Here is a 25,897-nt window from a genome sequence, read left to right as displayed (position 1 = left end):
TCTACTCCTTTTTATTCTTTTTCTGCTACTTCCATCATTGTCTTTAATTTATCCTGTGCTTCGGTCATACACTGGAGTAACAGTGGGTTAAATGTACCGCATTCACCATTTTGGATCATTTCCAGTGCTTTTTCATGCGAAAATGCCTTCTTGTAAACACGTTCACTCACCAGGGCATCGTACACATCCGCCAGCGATACTACTTGTGCCGAAATCGGAATTTCTTCTCCGACAAGTCCGTCCGGATATCCCTTTCCATCATATCTTTCATGATGCCAGCGGCAAATCTCATATGCAAGCTTGAGCAGCTTTTCACTCCGGTACATATCCAGATTATCCAGCATTTGTGCACCGATCAAGGTATGTGCCTTCATAATCTCAAATTCCTCTTTGGTAAGCTTTCCCGGTTTGTTCAGAATTCTCTCGTCAATTCCAATCTTTCCGATATCATGCAAAGCCGATGCTGTTGCAATCAAAAATCTATCTTCCCATGAGAGCTGATATTTTCCTGTCTTTTTCACCAGTTGTTCCAGTAAAAGCTGTGTGATCAGATTGATATGGATCACATGCCGACCGCTTTCTCCGTTTCTGAACTCAACAATCTGACTCAGGATACCAATCAGCATTCGGTTATTTCTCTCTTTTTCGTAAATCTGTCTGGTCACCAGACGGATCAGTCTCCTCTGTTTTGCATATAGCTTGATCATGTTCAGGACGCGTTGATATACGATTTTCGCATCAAACGGGCGGCTGATGTAATCTGAAACGCCCATCTCATATGCCCGTCTGATATAGCTATCTGAATCTTCACTGGAAATCATGATTACCGGAATATCTTCAATCCAATGATTCTGGTTCATCGCAGCAAGGACTTCAAATCCATCTATTTCCGGCATCACAATATCGAGCAGCACTAGTGAAATCCCTGTTCCATACCGTTCCAGTTGTTCCAGACATTCTTCTCCATTAGCCACCTCCAGGATCCGGTAGTCCTCTTTCAGGATCTCTTTCAGAATCTCGCGGTTTATTTCCGAATCATCCACGATAAGGATCTGTTGTTTCAGTTTTTCTGATGCAGAATTTTCTTCCTTTTTCTTTCCATTTTCATCCCATTCTGTGACAACCATATTTTTATAATTTTTAGCTATATACATCTGTCTGTCAGCACTGGCAACAGCATCTTCAATATTGCCTTCGCGGAATATAGCTCCGCCGATGCTGACCGAAAGCTGCATTTTCTCATAATTCGGCACAACCGCATCGTGGATTTTTTCCTGGATCAGTTTCAGCTTATCCTCAAAAATATGCTTCTTAATCGAAGGTAGGATCAGTAAAAATTCATCTCCACCATACCGGATCAGAATATCTGTCTTCCGGATATATTTTTTGATAATGTTCGCAGTCGTTATAAGTGCCGCATCTCCTGCACTGTGTCCATAAGTATCGTTATGGAGCTTAAAATCATCCAGATCGATCACTGCAATTCCGGCTTCATCCTCCATCTTTTTGATCTCTTCTTCAAAAAAACGCCGATTATATATCCCGGTCAGTACATCCGTATATAACTTTTCATTATATCCTGAAAGTTTACTGATCAGCTTCTCATACCCTTCCTGATCAATCTGAATACTCTCATCAAGATTCTGAATCATTTCCATAACATAAGGTCTGCCATCAATCTCAACATAACGCGAGATGACCTGAAATACCTGCGAATCCAGAAATTCAAATTTTATCTTCTGCGTCTGTTCTTTCAGTGCCAGAAGAGAGCTGCAGTTCTTGCATTCCTTGTCTTTTTTCCAGAAAGTGTAACACTGACACGTTTCAGATAAATCTCCTGCATTTATCCGTTTTTCCCGATCCATCAGCATTTTCCCGTCTACCAGTCTGACAACCTGAAACACTTCCCTCAAAGATTCCATCTTTCTTTCCGCTTCCTGCATTGTCATTTGGTCCTGTTTGTTCATCCCTTTATCCTCTCAATTTTATCCTGCCATTCATACTCTTTTTTACGCTATATAATGATGTTGGGGTCAAAAAGTATTTTGACCCCTTTGATACCAGATTGCTACGTGCTTTGGCACTCTCGCAATCCTCAAAAACATTCGTAATCCGCTCATTTTTCTTTGAAAAATGGCTACTTACTCATGTTTTTGGCGGATCAAGAGGTCAAAAATCCTCTTGCAAGCAAGCTTGCATCGGCTTTCTGACCTTTTGACCCTGGTATCATCATATAATAAAATTATTATAGGCAAATTCCTCCTTATTGTCCAGTTTTCCTTCATTAAAAAAACCGAAAATCCAACAAAGGATTCTCGGTTTTTAATGCTTTATGACTGAGCTGCTCCAATTCGGGCAACTGCTCTTTTCAGTGCCGCCTCTGCACGGCGCATATCTGTGCCTTCCTGCTTCGCAGCAATTCTGTCCTCAGCGCGCTTCTTCGCCGCTTCGGCACGTGCCACATCAATTTCATCCGGCCACTGTGCATCTTCTGCAAGCACCGTTACCCTCTCCTGCAGGATTTCTACAAATCCTCCGAGAATTGCCGCTTTCTTAATCTCCCCGTCATTGTGGATTCGCATCACGCATGGTTCAAGAATCGTCGTCAGCGGAATATGCTTTGCATAGATACCAAGTTCTCCTTCAGTACTTACAAATTCAAGGAATTCGCAATCACCCTCCAGAAACTTCTTTTCCGGCGAAATAATGTTAAGTTTAAATTTATCTGCCATAGGACGTCCCTCCTATTTCACACGGGCAAGCACGTCATCGATATTACCTGCATTCAGGAAATATCCCTCCGGAATATCATCATGCTTTCCTTCGAGGATCTCTTTAAATCCTTGAATTGTCTCGCCAATTGGAACATAACGTCCTTCCAGACCTGTAAACTGTGTCGCAACGTGGAATGGCTGGGAAAGGAATCTCTGGATCTTTCTTGCTCTGGATACGACCAGCTTATCTTCTTCGGAAAGTTCATCCATACCAAGAATTGCAATGATATCCTGCAGTTCTTTGTATTTCTGAAGAATTTCCTGTACTCCACGGGCTACTTTATAGTGTTCTTCTCCGACAATGTGTGGATCCAGAATACGTGAAGTAGATTCCAGTGGATCTACAGCCGGGTAAATACCAAGCTCTGTGATCGCACGGGAAAGTACGGTCGTTGCATCCAAATGGGCAAATGTTGTTGCCGGAGCCGGGTCAGTAAGGTCATCGGCTGGCACATATACTGCCTGCACGGATGTGATGGATCCGTTCTTCGTGGATGTGATACGCTCCTGCAGCGCACCCATTTCTGTCTGCAGTGTCGGCTGATAACCTACCGCTGAAGGCATACGTCCAAGAAGCGCTGATACTTCGGAACCTGCCTGTGTAAAACGGAAAATGTTATCAATGAAAAGAAGTACATCCTTTCCACCTTTATCACGGAAATATTCTGCAAGAGTCAGTCCTGTAAGTCCGACTCTCATACGTGCTCCAGGTGGTTCATTCATCTGACCGAATACCATCGCTGTCTTTTTGATAACTCCGGATTCTGTCATCTCATAGTAAAGGTCATTTCCTTCACGGGTACGTTCTCCTACACCAGTGAATACAGAATAGCCGCCATGCTCCGTTGCAATATTGGTAATCAGTTCCTGGATAAGAACGGTCTTTCCTACACCAGCTCCACCGAACAGACCGATTTTTCCACCTTTCTGATATGGGCACAGAAGGTCAACAACCTTGATACCTGTCTCCAGCATCTCTGTCTGTGTTGCCTGCTCTTCAAAGCTTGGAGCTTTTCTGTGAATCGGTGCATATTCAACATCCTTCGGAGCCTCTTTTTCATCAATCGGCTCACCCAGTACGTTGAAGATACGTCCGAGTGTTGCTTCGCCAACCGGAACTGAAATCGGTCCCCCGGTTGCTACGGCGTCCATGCCTCGCACCAGTCCGTCTGTCGGTCCCATGGCGATACATCTTACGATATCATCACCCAGATGCTGTGCAACTTCTACCACAAGTTTTCCTCCATCCTTGCGCGTAATCTCAACCGCATCGTTGATCTCCGGCAAGTATCCTTCCGAAAACTTAAGGTCAAGAACGGCACCGATAACCTGGGTAATCTTCCCTATATTTTTATCTGCCATTTTCTCCTCCTTACATACAGAAACCTATATTTATCCGATCGCCTCTGCTCCGGCAATGATCTCGGTAAGTTCCTGTGTGATCGCACCCTGACGTGCTCTGTTATATTTCAATTCCAAATCATCTATCATCTCTTCCGCATTGCTGGTTGCCGAATCCATCGCCTGCATACGTGCACCGTTCTCACTGGCAACTGCTTCCACAAATGCGCCATACAGAATGCTGCTGATATATTTCGGAACAAGAAGGCTGATTGCCTCTTCCGCTTCCGGTTCAAAGTTCATCGGTGTAAGCTGCGCCTTTGCATCCTCTTCTCCCGCTTCTTCCTGCACCTCTGCCGGAAGGACTTTGATCATCGTCGGAATGTGACTTACCGTATTTTTGAAAAATGTGTAGATCAGATAGATCTCACCAATCTCACCATTTTCAAAATCTGTCAGAAGTCTTTTTGTAATACTCTTCGCATCATCATAGGACGGTTCTTCGATCATCTCTGAATAATCAGCGACAATATCATATCCTTTGTGTTTCAGAAGTTCCAGTCCTTTTCCTCCAACTGCATAGATCCGGATATTCTCCTTCGTAAAGGCTTCGTTTTCAGTCACCATCTTCACTACATTGGAGTTATATCCACCTGCCAGTCCACGATTGGATGTTACAACAATGACTGCTTTCTTCTTCGAATCATCTGCTTTCAGATATGGATGATTGATATTCCCTGCCTTTGCAAGCAGAGAGGTCATTGTTGCATACATACAGTCAAAATACGGCTTTGATTCTTCTGCCCGGGTTCTTGCTTTCTGCAGCTTTACGGTAGAGACAAGTTTCATGGCTTTTGTAATCTGCTGCGTGCTCTGTACACTGGTACGGCGACGCTTGATATCTCTCATAGATGCCACTTTGTATCACCTACCTTGCCTGAAATTGTTCTTTATATTCTCCGATTGCTTTTCTGAGAGCTTCTTCTACTTCTTCTTTCAGCACTTTGTCATTCTTGATAGATTCCGGAATTTCCGGATATTTTGTCTTAATATAATCAAAAAGTCCGCTTTCAAAAGCCAGAATATCTTCTACCGCAATATCAAGAAGAAGCTTCTTAACTGCTGCATAAATGATAATAATCTGGTATTCTACCGGCATCGGCTGGTACTGCGGCTGTTTCAGGATCTCTTTGATCCGGACTCCCTGTGCCAGACGTTCGGAAGTCTCTGCATCCAGTTCCGATCCGAACTGTGCAAAGGATGCCAGCTCACGGTACTGTGCAAGATCAATACGGATTGTACCAGCGATCTTCTTCATCGCCTTGATCTGTGCCGATCCACCTACACGGGATACAGAAAGTCCGGCATTAACGGCCGGTCTGAAACCAGAGTTGAACATCTCTGTTTCCAGATAAATCTGTCCGTCTGTGATGGAAATAACGTTGGTAGGGATGTATGCTGATACGTCACCTGCCTGTGTCTCGATAATCGGAAGTGCAGTAAGTGAACCTCCGCCAAGTTCATCTGAAAGACGGGCTGCTCTTTCAAGAAGTCTTGAATGCAGATAGAATACATCTCCCGGATAAGCCTCACGTCCAGGTGGACGTTTCAGAAGTAAGGAAAGGGTACGGTATGCAGTTGCATGTTTGGACAGGTCATCATAAACGATCAGTACATCATCTCCGTTCTCCATCCATTCTTCTCCCATCGCACATCCTGAATACGGTGCGATGTACTGCAGTGGTGCAAGCTCACTGGCTGTTGACACAACTACAGTTGTATAATCCATTGCCCCAAAGGTCTCCAGAGTCTTAACAAGGGAAGCTACGGTCGAAGCTTTCTGACCGATTGCTACATAAATACACTTTACACCCTGCCCTTTCTGGTTGATGATCGTATCGATCGCGATCGCTGTCTTACCGGTCTGTCTGTCACCGATGATCAGCTCTCTCTGTCCACGACCGATCGGAACCATGGAGTCGATCGCTTTAATACCTGTCTGAAGCGGTGTATCTACTGACTTACGGGAAATAACCCCCGGTGCCACACGCTCGATCTGACGATGCCTGGTTGCCTGGATTGGTCCTTTTCCATCGATTGGCTGTCCAAGTGCATTAACTACACGGCCAAGCATACAGTCGCCTACCGGAACCTCTACAACTCGTCCGGTTGTCTTTACAGTATCACCTTCATTGATATTCTTATGATCTCCAAGAAGAACAGCACCTACGTTGTCCTCTTCCAGGTTCAGAACCATTCCGTATACTTCTGAAGGGAACTCCAAAAGTTCACCCTGCATTGCATTTTCAAGGCCGTGGACACGCGCAATACCATCTGCCACCTGAATAACCGTTCCGACATCCGATACGTTCAGCTCAGAGGAATATCTTTCAATCTGTTCTTTGATCACAGAACTTATTTCTTCTGGTCTTAAATTCATGGAGCGAATCCACCTTCTTTCTACTAATTCTAACTGCTATACCTGAATTTTCTTCAGGCTCTTTGACAGTTCATACAGCTTTGTCTTAATACTTGTATCCACAACTCTGTCACCGATACGGATCACCATTCCGCCGATCAGAGAAGCATCTACCTGATAATTCATCTCAAAGGATTCATATTTTGTCGTCTGAAGAAGCCGCTGCATGACTGCTTCTTTCTGTGCCTCGCTCAGTTCTACTGCTGTAGCGATATATGCAATCCCGATTTTCTTTTCTTCTTTTACAAGTCCGATAAAATATTCAAATACAGAATCTATCTTGCTGTAGCGCCCTTTTTCGATCATCAGCTTCATCAGCTCTACAATCTCATTTGAAACACGTCCGCGGAAAATCGTCTCGATCATCTGCTCTTTGTCTTCACGCATAACTCTCGGATTTCCGAGAATCTTCTGAAGCTCTGCATTTTCTTCGAGGATCACTCCGATACTCTGTACTTCCTCGAATATCTCATCCATTTTTCCGCAGTCACGGGCAGCTTCAAACAGGGCGTCACCATATACCTTTGATACTAGCTTAGCCATGTCTGTTCTCCCATTTCTTTTAATGTCTCTTCGATCAGTTCATCCTGTACACTGGTATCGATCGAAGCTGCTACTACTTTACCTGCCATTGCTGATGCAATGGAGATCATCTCCTGCTTCATATCATCAAGCGCACGCTTCCGTTCCAGTTCGATCTCATTATTGGCACGTGTGATGATCCTTGCTGCTTCTTCTTTTGCTTCTGCAACAATTTCATTTTCGGTCTTCATCGCTTTTTTCCGTGCTTCACTGAGAATAGCCTGCGCCTCTTTATCGATTTCTTTCAATTTCTGTTCGTATTCTTCTTTGTAAACGGCTGCCTCTTTCCGGTCATTCTTTGCTGACTCCTGTTCATCAGCAACTCTCTGCTTTCTGTCCTCCAGAAGTTTTCTTACCGGTTTAAAAAGCAGATATGACAGAAACGTGAACATGACAAGCATACTGAGTGCCATGACACAGGCATCAAAAAGAAGCTGCGCATCCAGATTAAACAAACGTTCCAAGGCGTTGCCTCCTTTCTCTTATTTTACAGGCAAAACCTTTTTTACAGCTTTCCAAGAAGCGGGTTTGCGAACAAGAGAATAAGTGCAATAACCAAACTGTACAGACCTGTTGTCTCTGCTACTGCCTGTCCTAAAAGCATTGTAGACGTGATGTCTGATCTTGCTCCCGGGTTACGTCCTACTGCAGATGCACCATGACCTGCCGCAATACCCTGTCCTACACCAGGACCAATACCTGCGATCATCGCAAGTCCTGCGCCGATTGCTGAACACGCTAAAACTAAAGCTTCATTTGAAATATTACCCATAATAATTTTCCTCCTTAATCACTGCAAACCTGATACTGTCTGAACTTAGATCCCAGTTTGCTTTTTACTCCGCTGACGGCATCTTGTCATTGATATATACCATCGTCAGCATGCAAAATACATATGCCTGAATTGCTCCCGAGAACACATCGAAATAGATGTGTAGAAATCCCGGCCATGCCCATGCGATCTTATACAGAAGACCATAGATAAGTCCCATGATTACAGTACCGGACAGCACATTTCCAAACAGACGAAGTGAGATGGAAAATGGTGCTGCGATCTCCCCGATCAGATTGATTGGGAACAAGAACGGCAATGGTTTGAACAGGCCTGTAAATGCCTCAATTTTGTTGTATTTGATGTTATTGAACTGAATCAGCACAAATGTGATAAGTCCAAGTGGAAGTGTTACACCATAATCTGCAGTTGGTGGCCGAAGCCCCAAAAGTCCCGAAAGGTTTGCCACAATCAAAAACAAAAACAAAGACCCGATATAATTCCGGAACGCCAGTCCGTTTTTCCCCATGCTTCCTTTTACCATATTGTCAAGCATCTCAACGATAAGCTCGGCAATATTCTGCAGGGTTCCGGGTTTGCCTTCGGCATCGCTCAGCTTAGCTCGGACAACCAACGCAAAAATCAGCAGTAATAACGCTACGATCAATATGCTGACATGTGTAGTGGTGAGCCATAACTCCTGCCCAAATAACTGGAATTTAACGAGACCGTGAATTTGAAAATCCGGCTCCTTAGCTGCCAGCATTCCTAAGCTGTTCCCCACGCGCTCTACCTCCTTTACTTAGATTTTTTGAATTTAGCGAAAAGCTTATGCATAATTGGCTGCAAATATGCCGCAAGCTTTAAACTCATAATTCCTGCAAACAGTGTAAGTACATTCGCAATCCGAAGCCAGCTGACGGCTATAAATACTACAACTACAACCAGATATCTTATCGCGTAAGATTTCTGCATGTATCTCTGTGCTTCCTGTTCTCCATAAAGTACCGCCTCATCCAACGAGTTTTTCATATGGATTACCATGAAAACACCTGCAGCCACCCCGATCCAAAGCCCTGCTGTCATTCTCAGATGATCCCCTGGGATAATCAGACATACAATCTGTACGATTATTCCATACAGAAGCATAGTGATGATCATATCCTTCAGTACGGTATTGTCTGTCTTACTCATGTTGTTTCATTCCTCCCTGCTCAATTTTTGTTTTTGTCTTCCGGATCTTCATTCGCATGTCTCGCAAGTACCCATGCATTGCGCAGACCTGCCAATACACCCACTATCACCAAAGGGATAAAAACTGGAAAAGAAACCTTCTTTTCCAGCCATGTACCAAAAAAAGTGCATAGCAAAATGGGAACCAGTATACTGATGCCTAACTGACTGATGAGTGCAAAGGTTTTATATACGCTTTGTTTATATTTCATGATACTTATCTCCATTCTCTATATCACTTTCCATTTATTATATCCTTTTTTATGAAATATGTCCACTGGTTTACACACGATTGTATTTTTTCTTATACAATTTCCAAATATTGTCATCACTTTTACCGATAAATGCCATTAAATGCGTTGATTATTTAAAATATTTTATATGGTCATTTTTTTCACAATAGTAAAAGTGCTGCAAAGCGTTTTTAGCCTTGCAGCACTTTTTTATTCATCCCATTCCAGTCTGTGAAGATGTCCTTCTGTATTCATTCCGGCAAACCCATTCTGCCGGAGCGCTTCATATAACACGATCGCAACCGAATTTCCAAGATTCAGTGAACGGATATCTCCGATCATCGGAATCCGGATGCTGTCTTCCTTGTGGTGACAGAGGATTTCTTCCGGAATCCCTGCGCTTTCTTTTCCGAACATGATATAACAGTCCGGTTCATATTTAACATCCGTATAAAGATTCGGTGATTTTGTAGTTGCCATATAAATCTTCGCTCCCGGATTTTTTTCCATAAAATCCCGGTAATCAATATAAGTCGTCACATCCAGATGCTCCCAGTAATCCATCCCTGCCCGTTTCAGGTTCTTTTCATTTAACCGGAAACCAAGTGGCTCGATCAGATGAAGTCTGGTATTCGTCGCCACACAGGTCCTTCCGATATTTCCAGTATTTGCCGGGATTTCCGGTTCAAAAAGTACAATATTAAGCATTTGCATTCTCCTTCATTTCGTAAATTCGTGCCAGTTCGTCCGGTGCCGGTCTGTCGAGAAATCTTTTTTCTCCCCCACCCCAGATAATCCGCTCGTTTCCTTCTGTTGTGTGTCCGATGATCTCTGCCGGAATACCTTCCCTTTTCAGTCTTTCCTTTAGTTCTTCACCCTTCGGTGTCACCATAAGAACCGCTCCTGTACTGGTAAGCTGGTAAGGATTCAGATGAAATACTTCACAGACTTCAATCGTTTCCTGACGTACCGTCATTTTCTTCATCTCTACCGAAAGACCAATTCCTGCACCTTCTGCCATATCCCAAAGTGCTGCAAGAATTCCTCCTTCTCCGATCGGATGCATTGCTGACACCCCGTTCCGGCCGGCAATCTCCATTGCCCTGTCACTGAAAATTTCATCTCTCATATCTTCCAACTTATTTAAGAATCCCGGCGCAAACCGCTCTGCCAGAGCCGCCCCTTCTTCCCGTATGATCCGTAAGGTTCCTTCCATACCAATCCATTTAACCAAGACAATCTCTTCGCCTGCTTTTGCCGATCTGCTTGCAAGCAGCTGTTCTTTTTTTGCCTCACCGTGTGCTGTTACATGAACAATACTTGTCTGGATCCCATTTATACTTTGCGCATCTGCAAAGAAAACCCTGAGACCTTTTTCTTTACATATCTCCGAAATCTCCACCATCATCGCTTTCAATCTGGACTCATAGGCAAACGTCGGGAGCATGATCCGGACACTGATCCCATATGCCCGCGCTCCTCTGGAAGCCAGCTGATCCACTGCCTGCGCTATGGCAAATACTCCAAGATCTTTTTCATTTCCGGCTAATGAAACATCCGTTGCGATTGTGATCCGCTCTTCACTTTCATCTGCTATATAACAGGTTTCCTCCTGTGACGGTCTTAAAAAATCTATACCTTCTATATTATTCTGTATCTGTTTTAAAACCGAACGTCGATAGACGGTCTGTGACACTCTTCCTGCTTTCATACTTTTATCCTCTTTCTGTTCTGCCATTCTTTCCAACAGCCGCCTGCTTTTTATTGCTTAAGTGCAGATGCCTTGCTGATCGCCGCATTAATCTTCTCCTGATCCTGGGTTGCAATTGCTTCCTCCACCAGCTTAGTTGCCTCTGCATTATCTGATTTTGTCCCGACTTTCACGGTAACATCAGAAGTCTGATAGGTGCTGTTATTGATTACTTCCCGGCTGACCTCTTCTCCGTTTTCATAGGTAACTTTCCAGAGCCGTGCCGTGCTTCCATCCATTCCGGCTCCCTCTGTTTCCTGTGAGCCGACCGCACTTTCCGTATCTTCTACATACTTTTTCGTATACTCTGTCGTCTCCAGAGTCTCACTTTCAAATTCCACGGAATGTCCTGCAGCTCTGGTATCTTTTCCGTAAATATAAAAACCAAGCTGGTTATTGCCATCAATATATCCTTCGATCAGGATCGGTGTATCGTAATTATTGACAAATTTAAAATCACTGATTCCTTCCGCTATCATTGCATCCCTTGATGGTTCTACATAGCTGACACTCATGGAATGCGGTGCACGCCGGGTGACCTCCAGTTCCGCATAAAGAACCGCATTATAAAGCGTCGTAGATACCTGACACAGGCCACCTCCGATACTCTCTACAATCTGTCCGTTCTCATAGGCACTTCCTGCCACATAGCCATTCTCTTCTGTGTAAGGAAGTGTGGCCTGTTCCACTGAAAATTCTTCTCCCGGCATAACAACAGTTCCGTTGATCAGCTCCGTTGCACGCCTGATGTTCTGCACGCGATCCCCCCATCCGGCGTTTGTCGTATAAGAACCAAGCTCATCCTGCAGGGATTCCAGATCTGTCTTTTTGATCGTCGGCTCTTCCGTATCCAGTTTTAACGCGACTTCTGCGTCCTCGTAATTCCATTTTTTGTTCATGAAATTCTTAATCTTCTTCACGGATTTATCTACATCAACCGTATAACCTTCTGCTTCATCTGTCAGATCGAATCCGCTTCCGTTATAGGATGCCGATGCATTGACCGCTTTCTGTTCCAGCGGAACCGCACGTTCCTGGATCAGCTCTCTGAGTTTTGCTTCCTCAACTTTAAAGCTTTCATCTATGACATATTTCTTCTTATCTAAATTATGTATCTTCTGATAGCGGCTCCAGATGCTTCCATTTTTTCCGTATCCGACCGCCTTTTCTGCAAGCTTATCAATATTTTCTACTTCCGCTCCCATTTCCTCGATTGACACATCTGCGCCCTGATCTTTTACCTTCAGTACAAGTTGCTTGTTCCGATAATCTCCAAGTGTATTGTCTACCGCTTTCACTGCTTCTTCCTTGGTCATTCCGGATACATCTGTCTTCCCTATAAAAACATTTTTGCAGATATGCTCCTCATCTACCTTGCTCACATACCGCCATAATGTGAACTGAATCACGGAGAAAATAATCACGATGGCTGCAATAACCGTAATCCCCACATGCAGATTTCTCTGCCGGATACGCTTTTGTGCCTTTTCACTTAACTCTCTCTTTTTCTTTCGTGCCGCCATCAAAAAAATCCTCCTGATTTTATATGATATATGGAATAATTGATGTTGCTACCATTGCAACAATAACAACAAGAATAATCACTGCCGCTATCTTTCGTGTCTGTTTTGGATTAAACACTTTTTTTCACCTCAAATCACACATTTGTTTTCATTCTATACTCTTTCATTTCTTTTTTCAAGATATCCATTACTACTGTCAGATGTTACTGTTTGCATAATTCCCGGATTTCTTCTGTAACACAAAATACCTTTGCCTGATGATCCAGTGGGTTCCGGTTCTGGTAGTCAAACAGAAGCACACATTCTTCCTCTTTCATATCCCCCAGAACATCATAAGAAAACCTCTCGATGTGCGTCATTTTTCTAAGCTGCCGCTTCTCCATATTTTCATAATTTTCCAGATAACGCCTCTCTTCATCCTCACGGTCATAGAACAGGCGGAACTCTTCTTTGGAAATCCGCTCATCGCCTGCAAATAACGGACGGCTCTTTGCATTCTCCCTCAGATAAAAGTCCAGTGTCAGAAGCTGCTTATACGCCTCACATCTTTCTGCATCATAAAATCTTGCAAAATCATACAGGATCTCATATCTTGCCGTGCGTGCATGACTTAAAGTATCCAACCCATTTTCTTCATAATACTCTGCCAGCTTTTCAAAAAGCGTAAATGGTCTTTTAAAGTGTCGGATCAGATAAGGAAGCGTGTAACAGAACTGCCTGCTGTTATAGTAGGTCTCCACCATTTCCTCGATCCCTTTCAGGCGCAGGGTATCCTCATATGGAAGCCACTTTGTATACAAAACTTCATACGGTGGCATTCCTTTATAAACCAGTCCGTAATCGTCTTTCTTCTCTTCCATATAAGAACCCTTCAGTACTTTCAGAAAACCAAGCTGCAGCTGCTCCGGTTCCAGTGCATAAACATCATCAAAGGATTTCCCAAAGCTTTCATAATCTTCATACGGCAATCCTGCGATCAGATCCAGGTGCTGATGTACATTACCATAAGAATTGATTCTCCTTACCACTTCTGCAACCTGTTCAAATTTCATTGTCCGGTGAATCTCACGTATCGTATCCAGGTTGGTAGACTGCACACCGATTTCCAGCTGGATCAGCCCCGGTCGCATGGTTTTTATCAATTCCATTTCTTCTTCATTCAAAAGGTCTGCCGCAACCTCAAAATGGAAATTGGTAATGCCGTTATCATGCTCTTTGATATAACGCCAGACTGTCATGGCGTGATCATGTTTGCAGTTAAATGTACGGTCTACAAATTTAACCTGAGGTACTTTATGATCGATAAAAAACTGCAGTTCTTTTTTTACCAATTCCAGATCACGGAACCGCAGACACTTATCTATAGAAGAAAGACAATAACTGCACGAAAATGGACAGCCACGGCTTGTCTCATAATAAATAATCTTATGTTCAAAAAGCCCCATATTCTCATATACAAACGGAACCTTACTCAGATCCATGGTCTTGCGCCATTCATTTTCCACAATCTGTCCGGTCTGTTCACGGTAAACGATTCCTTTCATATTCTGAAGTCCGTCCGCCGTCTTGTTCTGATAAAAGTGTAAAAGATCGCAGAAAGTCTGCTCCCCTTCTCCTTTCATGACGCCATCCACTTCTGGCAGACGTTCCAGCACCTTTACTCCATCATAAGATACCTCCGGTCCGCCTATCCAGATGATGATCTGCGGCATCACTTTCTTGATCTCCCTGCAGATCTCTTCAACATAAGTAAGATTCCAGATATAGCAGGACAGACAGAGCATGTCCGGCTTCCTTTTGTAGATATCCCGCAGAATCTCATCGAGCTGCTGATTGATCGTATATTCTCCAATACTGATCTCATCTGATGTATCACCATACTTTTCCACATATGCTTTCAGACAGTAGACTGCCAGATTGGAATGTATATATTTCGCATTGACTGCACCTAAAAGTACTTTCATATCGTTTCCTTTCCGTTTCCAAAAAGTTTTATCTTTAGTATCATACTCCATTTTCAGATTGGCGTAAACCAAAATGATAAAATAAAATCTCCTCAGATACATTGACATTTTTACAAAAACACGGTAAAATAATGTTCTGTGCAGCCGGGGTGCTAGCGGTACCCTGTACCTACAATCCGCTATAGTGGGGGTGATGCTGTGCCGAGGGCTTTACTTGTCAAAGCTGCCTCTGGTTTGTGGCGTTGAGATTTGGGTCTTACGCGGCGGGACTCTGTGAACCGTGTCAGGTCGGGAACGAAGCAGCACTAAGCAGAACCTCTCGGGTGCCGTAAGGTAGCCTGGGTTGAGTTTACAGCCAGAGTAACGTTTGGTAGGCTTTAGTTCGACGCACAGCGCACAGAAAAAAGAAATTACAAAAGCTACGGATTTTGCTTCCGTAGCTTTTTTCATACAAAAAAGCCTGCCTTTGACAGGTTCTTCGATTAAGGATTTTCTTCCGGCATATTTGCTGATTCCTGTTCTTTCTTTTTCATCTTCTGCTTCTTGCGCAGTTCCTTGAAAAAGCTCTTCATCATCTGTGAGCATTCTTCTTCCAGAACTCCTGTCGTAAGCTCTGCCTGATGATTAAACGCTTCCACCTGTAGAAGATTCAGGATGGAACCGGCGCATCCGGCTTTCGGATTCATACATCCAACAACCACTCGTGGAATCCTTGCCTGTACAATGGCTCCGGAACACATCTGACATGGTTCCAGCGTTACATATAAGGTGCATTCTTCCAGCCGCCAGTCACCCATTACCTTACTTGCCTTTTTGATTGCAGAAATTTCTGCATGTGCAAGGGGATTCTTATCCGTTGTCCGCCTGTTGTATCCTCGTCCGATAATTTTCCCCTGATATACGATCACACAACCAATCGGTACTTCCTCAATCTTCCATGCTTTTTTCGCCTGACGGATCGCTTCCTTCATGTATTTTTCGTCTTCGGTCAATATCTGCCGCATCTTCCTTCTCCTTTACTTCTTTTCGAATCACTGCCCCTACCGGTCTGCACCAGTAACCGAAATGTTCCTCATCTTCAATCTCATATTCTTCCAGATCCAGTTCACCATCAGATGGCTTCATGAACTGACTGAATCCAAATGCTCCTGCCGCCCGCTGCTCACCAGGAAAATAAAGTCCCGGAACCCCAATCCAGCATTTCCCTTCTTTTTCAAATGATACCAGATGATGGTAATTATAATATCCATGGAGAAGAAAATGATTATTCGCAAGCTTCCATTCCTTTCGCGGAAGTCCGGCAATCTCCTGACGGGTGATTTTATAGATGATATCCTTTGTGGTTTTTGGTGGTAAATCTGAATTTGCGTTCTGAGAGTTTCTTTCTTCCGGCACATTTGGGTTGCTTTTCGATTTCCTAACTGCATCTGTGTTTTTAGATTGTTCTGAGGTATCCTGTTCTTCTATATTCTCAGATTTTCTCTGGCTTGTTTTCTCCTCAAGTATTTTCTCATTTCCTGGCTTCTCGTATTTTTCATTGCTTAGCACGTCTCCGCCATTTGCAATTTTTTTATTTTTCCCCGATTTGTTTAGCTTCCATTCTTCTTCCGTAATCATCCTGCTAACATCTACCGGTCTCGCCTCATCCCAGACTGCTCCATAATATCCTGCATCCGCTCCGTTTCCAACCCGAAGGATCATTCCACCAATCCTGCCAAACTGTCCATCTCCTCCCACATCGTCTGTCGTATAGCTCAGCTTATAACCAAATGCTGCCTGCGCCCCTCTGATCTCTCCCATTAAGATCCCTATGCACTGTCCATCCTCTTCATAAAACAGATAAATTTCCAGTGTACGACCTCCCGCTACGGGAAATCCTCTCCCATAAATCTGGACCACGGTCGCCTCTTCCTGCTCAAGAACCTTTACAAAACCTGTATTTCTTGTCCTTTTTCCATTCTGATATTCATATAAATACCGGATAAAGCTTTTCATAATCTAGCACCTGCACCTTCCTTCTAACTGCCTGTTCTAAACTATTCTGACTTTCCGGTAAAAATTACCATTTTTAAAAAATCAGAGCGGAATCTTCCGCTCTGACAAATAACTCATTGATTAATCCAGATAAATCGGTGGCTCGTAGTCTTTTCCCATCGTAGCTTTCTTTCGCTCTTCCACCCCAAGGAACGCCCACTCTGTCATGTCTGTCCACTTGTGATCTTTTCGGTCATATACCTGTACATAACCGATTCTGTGTGGATGCATACGCACACTGTTTGTCCGATACTCATGTCCGGTATATGGGTTCACATCTCCATTTACCAGATCTTCATCAATATCCTCCCGACGCTTGATCGGCTGGAAATCTTGCGGCCATCCGGAAGATTTCTTTTCCTTTTTCGGAGTGATCAGCTTTGTAAGTTTTGAAAATGGTGATTTTTTCTCCTCATGAACATTTTCAGTTTCCGCATCTTCTACTGCAGGAGTTTCCTCTTCCTGATAGGTTTCCGGCTGATTCTCTTCATAATAAGCCGGCTGTTCCTGGTACGCTTCCTCCTGCGGTCCTGCCTCTTCCTGGTAAGCAGCTTCAGAAGTTTCCTCCGGAATCTCCTCACCCCCGGCTTCTTCAACCGCTTCCGCTTCTACTTCCTGTTCGGGCTCCTGCAATTCTTCTTCAATCTGTTCTGCGTCTTCTGCAGATACTTCCACATCATCTTCTGCCGGTTCTGTGTACGGCTCTGTTTCTTCTTCAGTCAGAATATCCTCTTCCAAAGTATCTGAATCCGCAACGCTTTCTGTCTCCCTGGCAGTCTGTTCTTCTGCATCAAGATCCAGTTCCATCTGTACAGCTTCTTCCTTCGGTTCTGCTGTGGTCTCTTCAAGTATATCTACAATCTCTCCAACTGTAATATCACGTTCTACATTCTTTTTTGCTTCTTCTCTTGCTGCCTTTCTTTCTTTTTTCGCAGTAAGCTTCTCAAGCTCTCTTCCCGTCGGCATCTCTTCTTCATCCAAAGCTTCCTTTTCCGAATCCGCATTACCAAGAATGCTGAGCTGGAACGGGCATCCAAGAATGTCTGCGATCATACGCATATCCTGCTCCTGAAAATTATCTCTGCCAAGCCGCTGTGTCAGATTTTGACGGGACATCTTTTTCCCGGTTCTTGCTTCGATTTCTTCTGCAAGCTCTTTAATTGTCATATCTTTTCTGCTTAAAACAATTTTTACCTGCTCTCCGAATGTGAGATTAATCATGTATTTTTCCTCCTTTTCTCCCCGTATAAATATATCTTCTTTCTAAATACAGACTTATTGCTTTGTTAACTTAAAACTTTCTTGATAAAGGAATCTTTTTCACTTATCTTTTATTCTAGCAAATGACATTTTATCCGTCAACACCTAATAAATGCGCGAATTTTTTGTATTTTTTCAAAAAATAATTTGACAAATCAAAATCAGTCGCTATAATAAAGCGTATCAAGAACGACGGCGTTCCCTATTATCCGGGGAACGCCTTTTTTGTTCTTTTTTTTAAATCGAGAAGGAGGGACTCAGTTATGAAAAAACTAGAAATCATTATCCAGCCGGAAAAACTGGAAGCCCTGAAAGCAATCCTGGATGCTTCCAATGTCAGCGGTATTATGATCAGTAACATTATGGGATATGGTAATCAGAAAGGACACAAACAATTTTATCGCGGTGCTGAATACAGCGTAAATCTTCTTCCTAAGATCAAAGTAGAAACTGTTGTTGAACCGGAAGTTGCAGAACCTCTGATTCGGAAAATTGTCGAAGAGATCAAAACCGGTGCGTACGGCGATGGTAAAATTTTTGTTTACGAAGTACAGGATGCTGTAAGAATCCGTACCGGCGAACGTGGCTCTGCTGCTCTTTAGCTAAAAATATATGTGAATTAGAATAGTGTTGAATATCGTTATCAAAGAGGATAACTACAAATGAACTGCCTGTAGATCATTCATTGTAGCTATCCTTTTTATTTGAAATGGAGGATGTTAAATATGGGATTATCTGATTTAATTGCGGGCGGAATGGATGCAACCGCCGCCACTGAACTACTGCTTAATGTTGTCTGGACAATTGTCGGTGCAACTCTTGTTTACTTTATGCAGGCTGGATTTGCAATGTGTGAAGCCGGATTTACCAGAGCAAAAAATACTGGAAATATACTGATGAAAAATATGATGGACTTTGTACTTGGAAGTTTGTTCTTTTTCATCTTCGGATTTGCGATCATGCACGGAACCGACTGGAATGGTATCATCGGTATAAAAGGGTTCTTCAATCCTACAACACTTGCCGATGCCGACGGACTTTTCAACGGACTGCCAATCGGAGTCTTCCTTATTTTCCATACAGTATTCTGCGCCACATCCGCTACTATCGTATCCGGTTCTATGGCAGAACGTACAAAATTCCTTGCTTACTTATTATATAGTGCAGCAATCAGTATTTTTATTTACCCGGTAACCGGCCACTGGATCTGGGGCGGTGGATGGCTCGCTCAGATGGGATTCCACGATTTTGCAGGTTCCACAGCAGTCCATATGGTCGGCGGTATCTGTGCACTTGTTGGTGCCAAAATCCTCGGACCTCGTATTGGAAAATATGATAAAGAAGGGAATGCCCGTGCGATTCCCGGACACAACCTTTCCATTGCAGCTCTTGGCGTATTTATTCTCTGGTTCTGCTGGTTCGGTTTCAACTGCGGCTCTACCACAGCAGCTTCCACAAACCTCGGTGATATCGCAATGACAACCAATCTTGCCGCTGCTTCCGCAACACTTGCAACCCTTGTTGTAACCTGGATCCGCTATGGAAAACCAGATGTATCCATGACATTCAACGGTTCCCTCGCCGGACTCGTAGCAATCACCGCCGGATGCGACACCGTCAGCAACTACTCTGCAATCATCATCGGACTGATCGCTGGTATCCTCGTCGTATTCTCTGTAGAATTCTTCGACAAAGTAGCCAAGATCGATGACCCGGTAGGTGCGATCAGTGTCCACGGCGTATGCGGTTTCACAGGCAGTATCCTCGTCGGAGTCTTCTCCCCGGAATACACCCTCAAAACCCAGGTGATCGGTGTCCTTTCAACCGTAGCCTACGTCCTCGTAATGGCGATCATCGTATTCACCATCATCGATAAAACCGTAGGCCTCCGCGTCACCAAAGGAGAAGAACTCGACGGTCTCGATATCCACGAACACGGCTGCTCAGCATATGCGGACTTTAACTTTCGTTTATAGCCGGGCGAAGTAAAATAAAAAAATACAGTCTCTGGGATGCTTGCATTTCAGAGGCTGTATCTTTTTATTTTAATGAGCGGCTACGCGACTGAGGAAAGTCGCCAGACTTTCCGAGGTTCGCCCGGCGGATGGCTTGTACTACTTATATCATTCTACCACTTCTTATTCTTCAGCACGATCGCCGATTTCTTCCCCATCATCAGTGAAATATTTCCCTCTTTCACGATATACTCTTCGAATTCTCCAATATACCCATCTTCATAAGAATACATCACTCGCGCCATATTATGTCCTTCGGCAACTTCTGCCTGCCATACCGGAACCCTTACTTCCTTCAGATGATCGGAATTATTGATAATAACCACGATCTGCTCATTCCCCCAGAATCTTCCATAGGCCAGAAGATCCGGTTCTGCTTTCAGCATCTTGATTGACCCCTTTCTGAGAGCCAGCGACTTTCTGTGGATTTGGATCATCTCACGGTAGAAATTGATCAGATCCCGTTTTTCTCTTCCCCACGGATAAGTTCTCCGGTTATCCGGATCCGTGAAACCACAAAGTCCTGCTTCGTCTCCATAATAAAGGGTCGGTGCTCCCGGCCAGGTCATCTGCATGATGATCGCTTCCCGCATAACTGCAAGGCTTACCCCTTCTTCTGCCGCACGCGACCCAAGCTGTCCCACACGGCCAACCTTGTGGTTGGTACGCGTCAGAAAACGGGAATGGTCATGGTTTGACAACTGGTTCATCGCCGTCTGAAGTGACGGTGTCATCATATTTGCCATATGATGTTTCATAGCATTCACAAAATTGTCTGCATTTCCGAGAAGATCGCCGCGATATTCATCACTGTGCTTCTCCATCCCGGTCAGGAACCAGGTGACCGGCTCCATAAATGCATCGTAATTCATAACGCTGTCCCATTCATCGCCCTGCAACCAGTCACTCGGATCTCCATAGTGCTCGGCAAGGATCAGTGCATGTGGATTTGCTTCTTTTACTGCCTTACGAAATTTCTTCCAAAATTCATGATTGTACTCATTGCTTCTTCCAAGGTCTGCCGCAACATCCAGTCTCCAGCCGTCTACATTATACGGCGGTGAAACCCATTTCTTTGCGATACCAAGAACATACTCTTCCAGCTCTTTTGAATCTTCATAATTCAGCTTTGGCAGCGTATCGTGTCCCCACCAGCCGTCATAGCTTCCATTGCCCGGCCATTCATTCTCCCCGGTACGATGGAATAGAAAATAATTCCGGTACGGACTCTTCGGTGACACAAAAGCACCTACTTCATAACCATCGGCGCTCTCGTAGATCAGCTCTCTGTCCAGCCATTTATTGAAAGAACCACAATGGTTGAAGACGCCGTCAATGATGATTCGCATTCCCCTCTTATGGAGTTCTTCTACCAGCTTGATGAACAGCCGGTTACTTGCTTCCAGATTCTCTTTTCTGGTAGTTCTTGTCCGGTAACGGTCCGCATGGATATTGTTATTTTCTCCCGGATCCAGAAGTCTTCCTTCATCGACTTCAATTTTACCGACATGCGGATCAATATAATCGTAATCCTGTGTGTCATATTTATGATTAGATGGTGATACAAATAGTGGATTACAATAGACAACTTCTACTCCAAGTCCATGCAGGTAATCCAGTTTATCAATGATCCCCTGGATATCTCCTCCGTAAAATTCCCGTACATCCATCGGCTGCGGATCCCGGTACCAGTCATCTACATGATGAACCTGCTCTCCAATATAAAAGTACTCTCCCGTCTGTACATCATTATCCGGGTCGCCGTTACAGAAGCGGTCTGTATAAATCTGATACATGACCGCTCCTTTTGCCCAATCCGGTGCCGTAAAGCCTGGCACGATTTTAAAATCATAATAATCCACAAGTTTGCTCTCTGCTCCCCATTTGTTATAGTAGCAGATCTCATTTCCTGATCTGATCTTAAAATGATACCGGAATGGTTTATCTTCTAATTTGTATTTCACTTCATAAAAGTCAAATGCCTTATTTGAGATTACTTTGTTCATTGGAATGCATAGTTCGCGGTTTTCCAGATAGACTTCGTCTACGTCGTGAGCTGCTGTACGGAACCACAACTGAAGTTCATCTCCTGCCTCCGGTTCCGGCGGACTCACATACGCCTCTGTTCCATCACAAAACAATGCTTCTTTTTTCATAATCTAGCCTCTATTCTTCAAATAATGCTTCAAATTCTTCTCTTGTAATCTTCTCTTTTTCAAGAAGCAGATCTGCACATTTATAAAGAACAGCTTCATGCTCTTTAATAATGGTCTTTGCACGGTCATAACATTCGTCAATGATCCGCTTCACTTCACTGTCGATCGTTGTGGCAACCTGTTCACCATAACCTCTGGAGGTATGACCAAAATCTCTTCCGATAAATACTTCATCATTATCATCTCCATAGCTTACAAGACCAAGTGCTTCCGACATACCGAACTTCGTTACCATGGATTTGGCGTATGCTGTTGCCTGCTTGATATCCTGGGATGCCCCGGTTGTAATATCATCAAAGATCAGCTCTTCTGCCACACGTCCACCTAGTGATACGGTAATATCCTGCAACATCTTTCCTTTGGTATTGAACATCTCATCCTTTTCAGGAAGCGGCATCGTATATCCGGCTGCCCCTACACCGGTAGGAATGATCGACACGCTGTACACCGGTCCTACATCCGGAAGTACATGGAATAAAATGGCATGTCCTGCTTCATGGAATGCAGTGATCTTCTTCTCTTTATCCGAAATCACACGGCTCTTCTTCTCTGCACCGATTCCGACTTTTACAAATGCTCTGCGGATATCCTCCTGTTGCAGATACACTCTTCCATCCTTTGCTGCAAGGATCGCAGCCTCATTCAGAAGATTTTCCAGATCAGCTCCGGTAAATCCTGCCGTTGTTCTCGCAACCTGTTCCAGATCCACATCATCCCCGAGCGGTTTGCCCTTGGCATGAACCTGAAGGATTTCCAGACGTCCCTTTACATCCGGTCTGCCGACCATGACTTTACGGTCAAAACGTCCCGGTCTTAAGATCGCTGGATCAAGAATATCGACACGGTTGGTTGCTGCAAGTACGATGATTCCTTCATTCGCGCCAAAACCATCCATCTCTACGAGGAGTTGGTTCAGCGTCTGCTCTCTCTCATCATGTCCGCCGCCCATACCGGTTCCACGACGTCTTGCCACGGCATCGATCTCATCGATAAAAATAATACAAGGTGCATTTTTCTTGGCATCCTCGAAAAGATCTCTTACACGGGATGCTCCGACACCGACAAACATCTCCACAAAATCAGAGCCTGAAATGGTAAAGAACGGGACACCTGCTTCTCCCGCAATTGCTCTTGCAAGAAGTGTCTTACCTGTTCCCGGAGGTCCTTCAAGAAGAACACCTTTCGGGATTCTGGCTCCTACCTGCGTATATTTTCCAGGACTCTTGAGGAAATCCACGATCTCTGCAAGCTCTTCCTTTTCTTCCTGCAGTCCGGCAACCTGTGCAAACGTCACATGGTTTTCTTCCTGCGTGCTCATCTTTGCCCTGCTCTTTCCGAAATTCATCGCTTTTGCATTCGATCCGCCCTGACGATTCATCATCATCACAACAAATACCATGATGCCTGCCATCAATATGATCGGAACCAGTGTTGTTGACATCCAGCTATCCTGCGGGACGTTGTCCACACTGTAGGAAATGTCATAAGATTCAAGCAGATCCTCTGCACTGTTGACATCGGATACATGAAGCTGTTCGATGTCATCATTCTTCAGCCGGATCTTCAGTGTCCCAGTCGGTGCGACTTTGTTCTGCTTGACCTCTACACTTTCTACCTTCTCTTTTTTCAGATCTTTCTGAAAATCCTGATACGTGTATGCTGTCTGCTGCACACCCGACTGGCTCATAAACCAGTACACACCTGCCAGCACCAGAACACAGAGCAGAATCGAAAGACCACTGATTCCTCTTGTCTTATTATTATTCAAAACCTGCTCCTTCCACCTGTTACATCTCTACAATTCCGATGTACGGTAAGTTTCTATATTTTTGTGCATAGTCCAGACCGAATCCTACCACAAATTCATCCGGAATATTAAATCCGACATAATCTACATGTACGTCGCGCACACGACGATCCGGTTTGTCAAGAAGTGTACAAAGCTTCATGCTCTTCGGTCCTCTCTTCCGAAGGATGTCAAGCAGATAATAAAGAGTACGTCCTGAATCTACGATATCCTCAACAACAATTACATCTTTCCCCTCCAGAGACTCATCCAGATCTTTTGCAATCTTAACGATTCCACTGGACTGAGTTCCGTCACCATAGCTGCTGACGCTCATAAAGTCCATTGTTACCGGCACTGTAATCCTTTTTGCCAGCTCACACATAAAGAACACTCCACCCTTTAAAACACAGATCAGATGAACCTGCTTTCCCGCATATTCTTCACTGATCTTTTTTCCAAGTTCTTCAATTCTGGCATTTACTTCTTCTTCCGGAATTAACATTTTCACTTTCTCGGCCATTTAAAGTTCCTCCATTTATCGTAATTTCTAATATTTTCGTTGTCTGCTCTGTCACCTGGTATGCCTTGCTCTGCCGGCAGCCCACAATCCATAAAATCTCGCTTCCCTCTGCGATCAGAGGAATTCCGGCGCGTTCTGCCACTGGTATTTTTTTATTGATAAAATAGGATTTCAGCTTCTGCCTTCCTCCGCTTTCATCAATTACAATAAAATCGCCAGCCCTTCTGGTGCGTACAGCGACACTCTGTTTTATTATATCATAATCAAACCATTTCGTGTACGTTTTTTTCGGGATCTGGCATCTGCATTCTTCTTTTTCAAAAATACGGTAGGAAATTTCCCATTTCCCGTAAAATATCTTTCCCGAAACCTGCTTCAGATCCAACTTTTTCTCTTCTTCTGCCAATTCCGTGTCCTTCTTTTTCCGCTTCAGTTCAATCCCTTCATAGGTTCTGCATGCACAGACCCCATAAGGAAGATCCAGTCTTTTTCCAACCTGCTTTTCAAACAGTCCCTCCAGCTTCTCTACATGAACCTGCTCCAGATCTTTTTCATGTTCTGCCACCAATGCCAATGCTTTCCGGAGAATCATTTTCCGGATCAGCCGTTCCTGTCGGTGATATGCATCTGCATGGATGCAGATTTTTTCTCCATTTTGGTCAGTACAGATCTGATATGCACTTTCTGTCTGTCGTTCCATATAATCCCAGATCTCCCTAAGCTGATCCATAGACCGGTTCATATGCTCCACGGTTTTTTCATTGATATTTTCTTTAAAATACGGAATCACATGGTTACGGATGCGGTTTCGCATATATGCATCTTCCATATTTGTCGCATCAATGCAGTAAGACATCTCCCGTCCTTTCAGATAATCCTCGATCTCTTTTCTCCCCACGCAAAGAAGCGGCCGTATATACATCCCGTTTACCGGATATATACCGCCGAGCCCCCGAAGTCCGCTGCCGCGGGCAAGATGCAGGAAAAATGTCTCTGCATTGTCATCCTGATGATGTGCCAGTGCGATCCTGGTTCCTCCCCATTCTTCCGCTGCCTGCTCAAATATTTCCCTTCGTGCAGTCCTTCCCGCCTCTTCTTCTGACATCCTGTATTCCACTGCCATTTTCGGAATATCCACCGAAACACTCCTGCATGGGATTTCTTTTTTCTCACACAGTGTCTTTACAAATTCTTCATCAGCTTTTGCCTCTTCCCCACGGATCCCGTGATTCACATGTACCGCAAGCATCTCAAATCCGATCTTTTTTCGCAGCTCTTCCAGTATCAGAAAAAGGCATACAGAATCTGCCCCTCCGGAAAGGCCAACGACAACTTTATCTCCTTTTTCAAGCATCTTCCACTGCCTGATATAGTTCTCTACTTTTTCTAACATGGTAAATTCCTCTCGTCTT

The 25,897-nt window shown here is 44.1% G+C and carries 24 protein-coding genes and 1 other RNA gene; 3 read left to right on the top strand and 22 right to left on the bottom strand.

Annotated features, from left to right (window positions below; translation table 11 throughout):
* Window positions 1-11: 11 nt before the first annotated feature.
* The 15 genes from PGZ10_RS13200 to PGZ10_RS13130 form a co-directional block, all read right to left on the bottom strand.
* Entirely contained in the window at window positions 12-1,967 is a 1,956-nt protein-coding gene (locus PGZ10_RS13200) for a diguanylate cyclase (protein ID WP_270541602.1), read from the bottom strand.
* Window positions 1,968-2,330: 363 nt separating this feature from the next.
* Window positions 2,331-2,732, bottom strand: coding sequence for an ATP synthase F1 subunit epsilon (atpC, locus tag PGZ10_RS13195; RefSeq protein ID WP_008370075.1), 402 nt, complete (start codon window positions 2,730-2,732; stop codon window positions 2,331-2,333).
* A 12-nt stretch (window positions 2,733-2,744) separates the two neighbouring features.
* A complete protein-coding gene (gene atpD / locus PGZ10_RS13190; protein WP_008370073.1) occupies window positions 2,745-4,136 on the bottom strand; it encodes a F0F1 ATP synthase subunit beta in 1,392 nt (463 codons plus the stop codon).
* Window positions 4,137-4,166: 30 nt separating this feature from the next.
* Window positions 4,167-5,033, bottom strand: coding sequence for an ATP synthase F1 subunit gamma (gene atpG, locus PGZ10_RS13185; RefSeq protein WP_173687943.1), 867 nt, complete (start codon window positions 5,031-5,033; stop codon window positions 4,167-4,169).
* 10 nt (window positions 5,034-5,043) lie between these two features.
* Complete coding sequence (gene atpA / locus PGZ10_RS13180; protein WP_008370069.1) at window positions 5,044-6,555, bottom strand: F0F1 ATP synthase subunit alpha; 1,512 nt, start codon at window positions 6,553-6,555, stop codon at window positions 5,044-5,046.
* 36 nt (window positions 6,556-6,591) lie between these two features.
* The gene (gene atpH, locus PGZ10_RS13175; RefSeq protein ID WP_008370066.1) at window positions 6,592-7,137 is read right to left on the bottom strand and encodes an ATP synthase F1 subunit delta; all 546 of its coding nucleotides are present in this window, start codon (window positions 7,135-7,137) and stop codon (window positions 6,592-6,594) included.
* Window positions 7,125-7,640: a F0F1 ATP synthase subunit B gene (gene atpF, locus PGZ10_RS13170; protein WP_008370063.1), complete on the bottom strand. Its 516-nt coding sequence runs from the start codon at window positions 7,638-7,640 to the stop codon at window positions 7,125-7,127. Before atpF ends, atpH begins: the two co-directional genes overlap by 13 nt.
* A 41-nt stretch (window positions 7,641-7,681) precedes the next feature.
* Window positions 7,682-7,948, bottom strand: coding sequence for an ATP synthase F0 subunit C (atpE, locus tag PGZ10_RS13165; protein WP_117557506.1), 267 nt, complete (start codon window positions 7,946-7,948; stop codon window positions 7,682-7,684).
* A 64-nt stretch (window positions 7,949-8,012) separates the two neighbouring features.
* Window positions 8,013-8,732, bottom strand: a complete 720-nt coding sequence (gene atpB / locus PGZ10_RS13160; protein WP_022220233.1) for a F0F1 ATP synthase subunit A — start codon at window positions 8,730-8,732, stop codon at window positions 8,013-8,015.
* A 14-nt stretch (window positions 8,733-8,746) separates the two neighbouring features.
* Entirely contained in the window at window positions 8,747-9,142 is a 396-nt protein-coding gene (locus PGZ10_RS13155; protein ID WP_117835075.1) for a hypothetical protein, read from the bottom strand.
* 20 nt (window positions 9,143-9,162) lie between these two features.
* Window positions 9,163-9,393 carry an AtpZ/AtpI family protein gene (locus PGZ10_RS13150; RefSeq protein WP_022220232.1) on the bottom strand — a complete coding sequence of 77 codons (231 nt, stop codon included), beginning with the start codon at window positions 9,391-9,393 and terminating at the stop codon, window positions 9,163-9,165.
* A gap of 231 nt (window positions 9,394-9,624) precedes the next feature.
* On the bottom strand, window positions 9,625-10,122 hold the full coding sequence (locus PGZ10_RS13145) for a tRNA (cytidine(34)-2'-O)-methyltransferase (RefSeq protein ID WP_117557510.1): 498 nt from the start codon (window positions 10,120-10,122) through the stop codon (window positions 9,625-9,627).
* Window positions 10,115-11,152: an AIR synthase-related protein gene (locus PGZ10_RS13140; RefSeq protein ID WP_270541600.1), complete on the bottom strand. Its 1,038-nt coding sequence runs from the start codon at window positions 11,150-11,152 to the stop codon at window positions 10,115-10,117. Before PGZ10_RS13140 ends, PGZ10_RS13145 begins: the two co-directional genes overlap by 8 nt.
* 23 nt (window positions 11,153-11,175) lie before the next feature.
* Entirely contained in the window at window positions 11,176-12,687 is a 1,512-nt protein-coding gene (locus PGZ10_RS13135) for a VanW family protein (RefSeq protein WP_270541598.1), read from the bottom strand.
* 203 nt (window positions 12,688-12,890) lie between these two features.
* Window positions 12,891-14,651, bottom strand: a complete 1,761-nt coding sequence (locus tag PGZ10_RS13130) for a B12-binding domain-containing radical SAM protein (protein WP_270541597.1) — start codon at window positions 14,649-14,651, stop codon at window positions 12,891-12,893.
* A gap of 136 nt (window positions 14,652-14,787) precedes the next feature.
* Between PGZ10_RS13130 and ffs the strand changes: the two genes are divergently transcribed.
* Window positions 14,788-15,051, top strand: an RNA gene (gene ffs / locus PGZ10_RS13125) — signal recognition particle sRNA large type.
* 82 nt (window positions 15,052-15,133) lie between these two features.
* Here the strand turns inward: ffs and tadA are convergent.
* The 3 genes from tadA to PGZ10_RS13110 form a co-directional block, all read right to left on the bottom strand.
* The gene (tadA, locus tag PGZ10_RS13120; protein WP_172676465.1) at window positions 15,134-15,655 is read right to left on the bottom strand and encodes a tRNA adenosine(34) deaminase TadA; all 522 of its coding nucleotides are present in this window, start codon (window positions 15,653-15,655) and stop codon (window positions 15,134-15,136) included.
* Window positions 15,579-16,646 (bottom strand): hypothetical protein, encoded by a 1,068-nt coding sequence (locus tag PGZ10_RS13115; RefSeq protein WP_270541594.1) that lies wholly within the window; start codon window positions 16,644-16,646, stop codon window positions 15,579-15,581. The genes tadA and PGZ10_RS13115 overlap by 77 nt, the downstream gene beginning before the upstream one ends.
* Window positions 16,647-16,766: 120 nt before the next feature.
* Complete coding sequence (locus PGZ10_RS13110) at window positions 16,767-17,906, bottom strand: hypothetical protein (protein WP_173826110.1); 1,140 nt, start codon at window positions 17,904-17,906, stop codon at window positions 16,767-16,769.
* 302 nt (window positions 17,907-18,208) lie between these two features.
* On the opposite strand from PGZ10_RS13110, the gene PGZ10_RS13105 reads away from it, so the two are divergent.
* Window positions 18,209-18,547 (top strand): P-II family nitrogen regulator, encoded by a 339-nt coding sequence (locus PGZ10_RS13105; protein WP_008370035.1) that lies wholly within the window; start codon window positions 18,209-18,211, stop codon window positions 18,545-18,547.
* Between the two features lie 123 nt (window positions 18,548-18,670).
* Entirely contained in the window at window positions 18,671-19,921 is a 1,251-nt protein-coding gene (locus PGZ10_RS13100; RefSeq protein WP_117824094.1) for an ammonium transporter, read from the top strand.
* A 152-nt stretch (window positions 19,922-20,073) separates the two neighbouring features.
* Here the strand turns inward: PGZ10_RS13100 and PGZ10_RS13095 are convergent, their stop codons facing one another.
* From PGZ10_RS13095 to tilS, 4 genes are read right to left on the bottom strand one after another with little or no spacing between them, the layout of a single operon-like run.
* Window positions 20,074-22,116 (bottom strand): glycoside hydrolase family 13 protein, encoded by a 2,043-nt coding sequence (locus tag PGZ10_RS13095; RefSeq protein WP_117557522.1) that lies wholly within the window; start codon window positions 22,114-22,116, stop codon window positions 20,074-20,076.
* Window positions 22,117-22,126: 10 nt separating this feature from the next.
* Entirely contained in the window at window positions 22,127-23,944 is a 1,818-nt protein-coding gene (gene ftsH, locus PGZ10_RS13090) for an ATP-dependent zinc metalloprotease FtsH (protein WP_022220226.1), read from the bottom strand.
* Window positions 23,945-23,963: 19 nt separating this feature from the next.
* Window positions 23,964-24,485, bottom strand: coding sequence for a hypoxanthine phosphoribosyltransferase (gene hpt, locus PGZ10_RS13085; RefSeq protein WP_117557526.1), 522 nt, complete (start codon window positions 24,483-24,485; stop codon window positions 23,964-23,966).
* Window positions 24,430-25,878, bottom strand: coding sequence for a tRNA lysidine(34) synthetase TilS (tilS, locus tag PGZ10_RS13080; RefSeq protein WP_270541593.1), 1,449 nt, complete (start codon window positions 25,876-25,878; stop codon window positions 24,430-24,432). Before tilS ends, hpt begins: the two co-directional genes overlap by 56 nt.
* Between the last annotated feature and the right edge of the window lie 19 nt (window positions 25,879-25,897).

The sequence above is a fragment of the Coprococcus sp. AF102-57 genome (assembly GCF_027686195.1).
In the GTDB taxonomy this organism is placed as follows: Bacteria; Bacillota; Clostridia; order Lachnospirales; family Lachnospiraceae; genus Allocoprococcus; species Allocoprococcus comes.
This window is presented reverse-complemented; position numbering and strand designations above follow the sequence as displayed.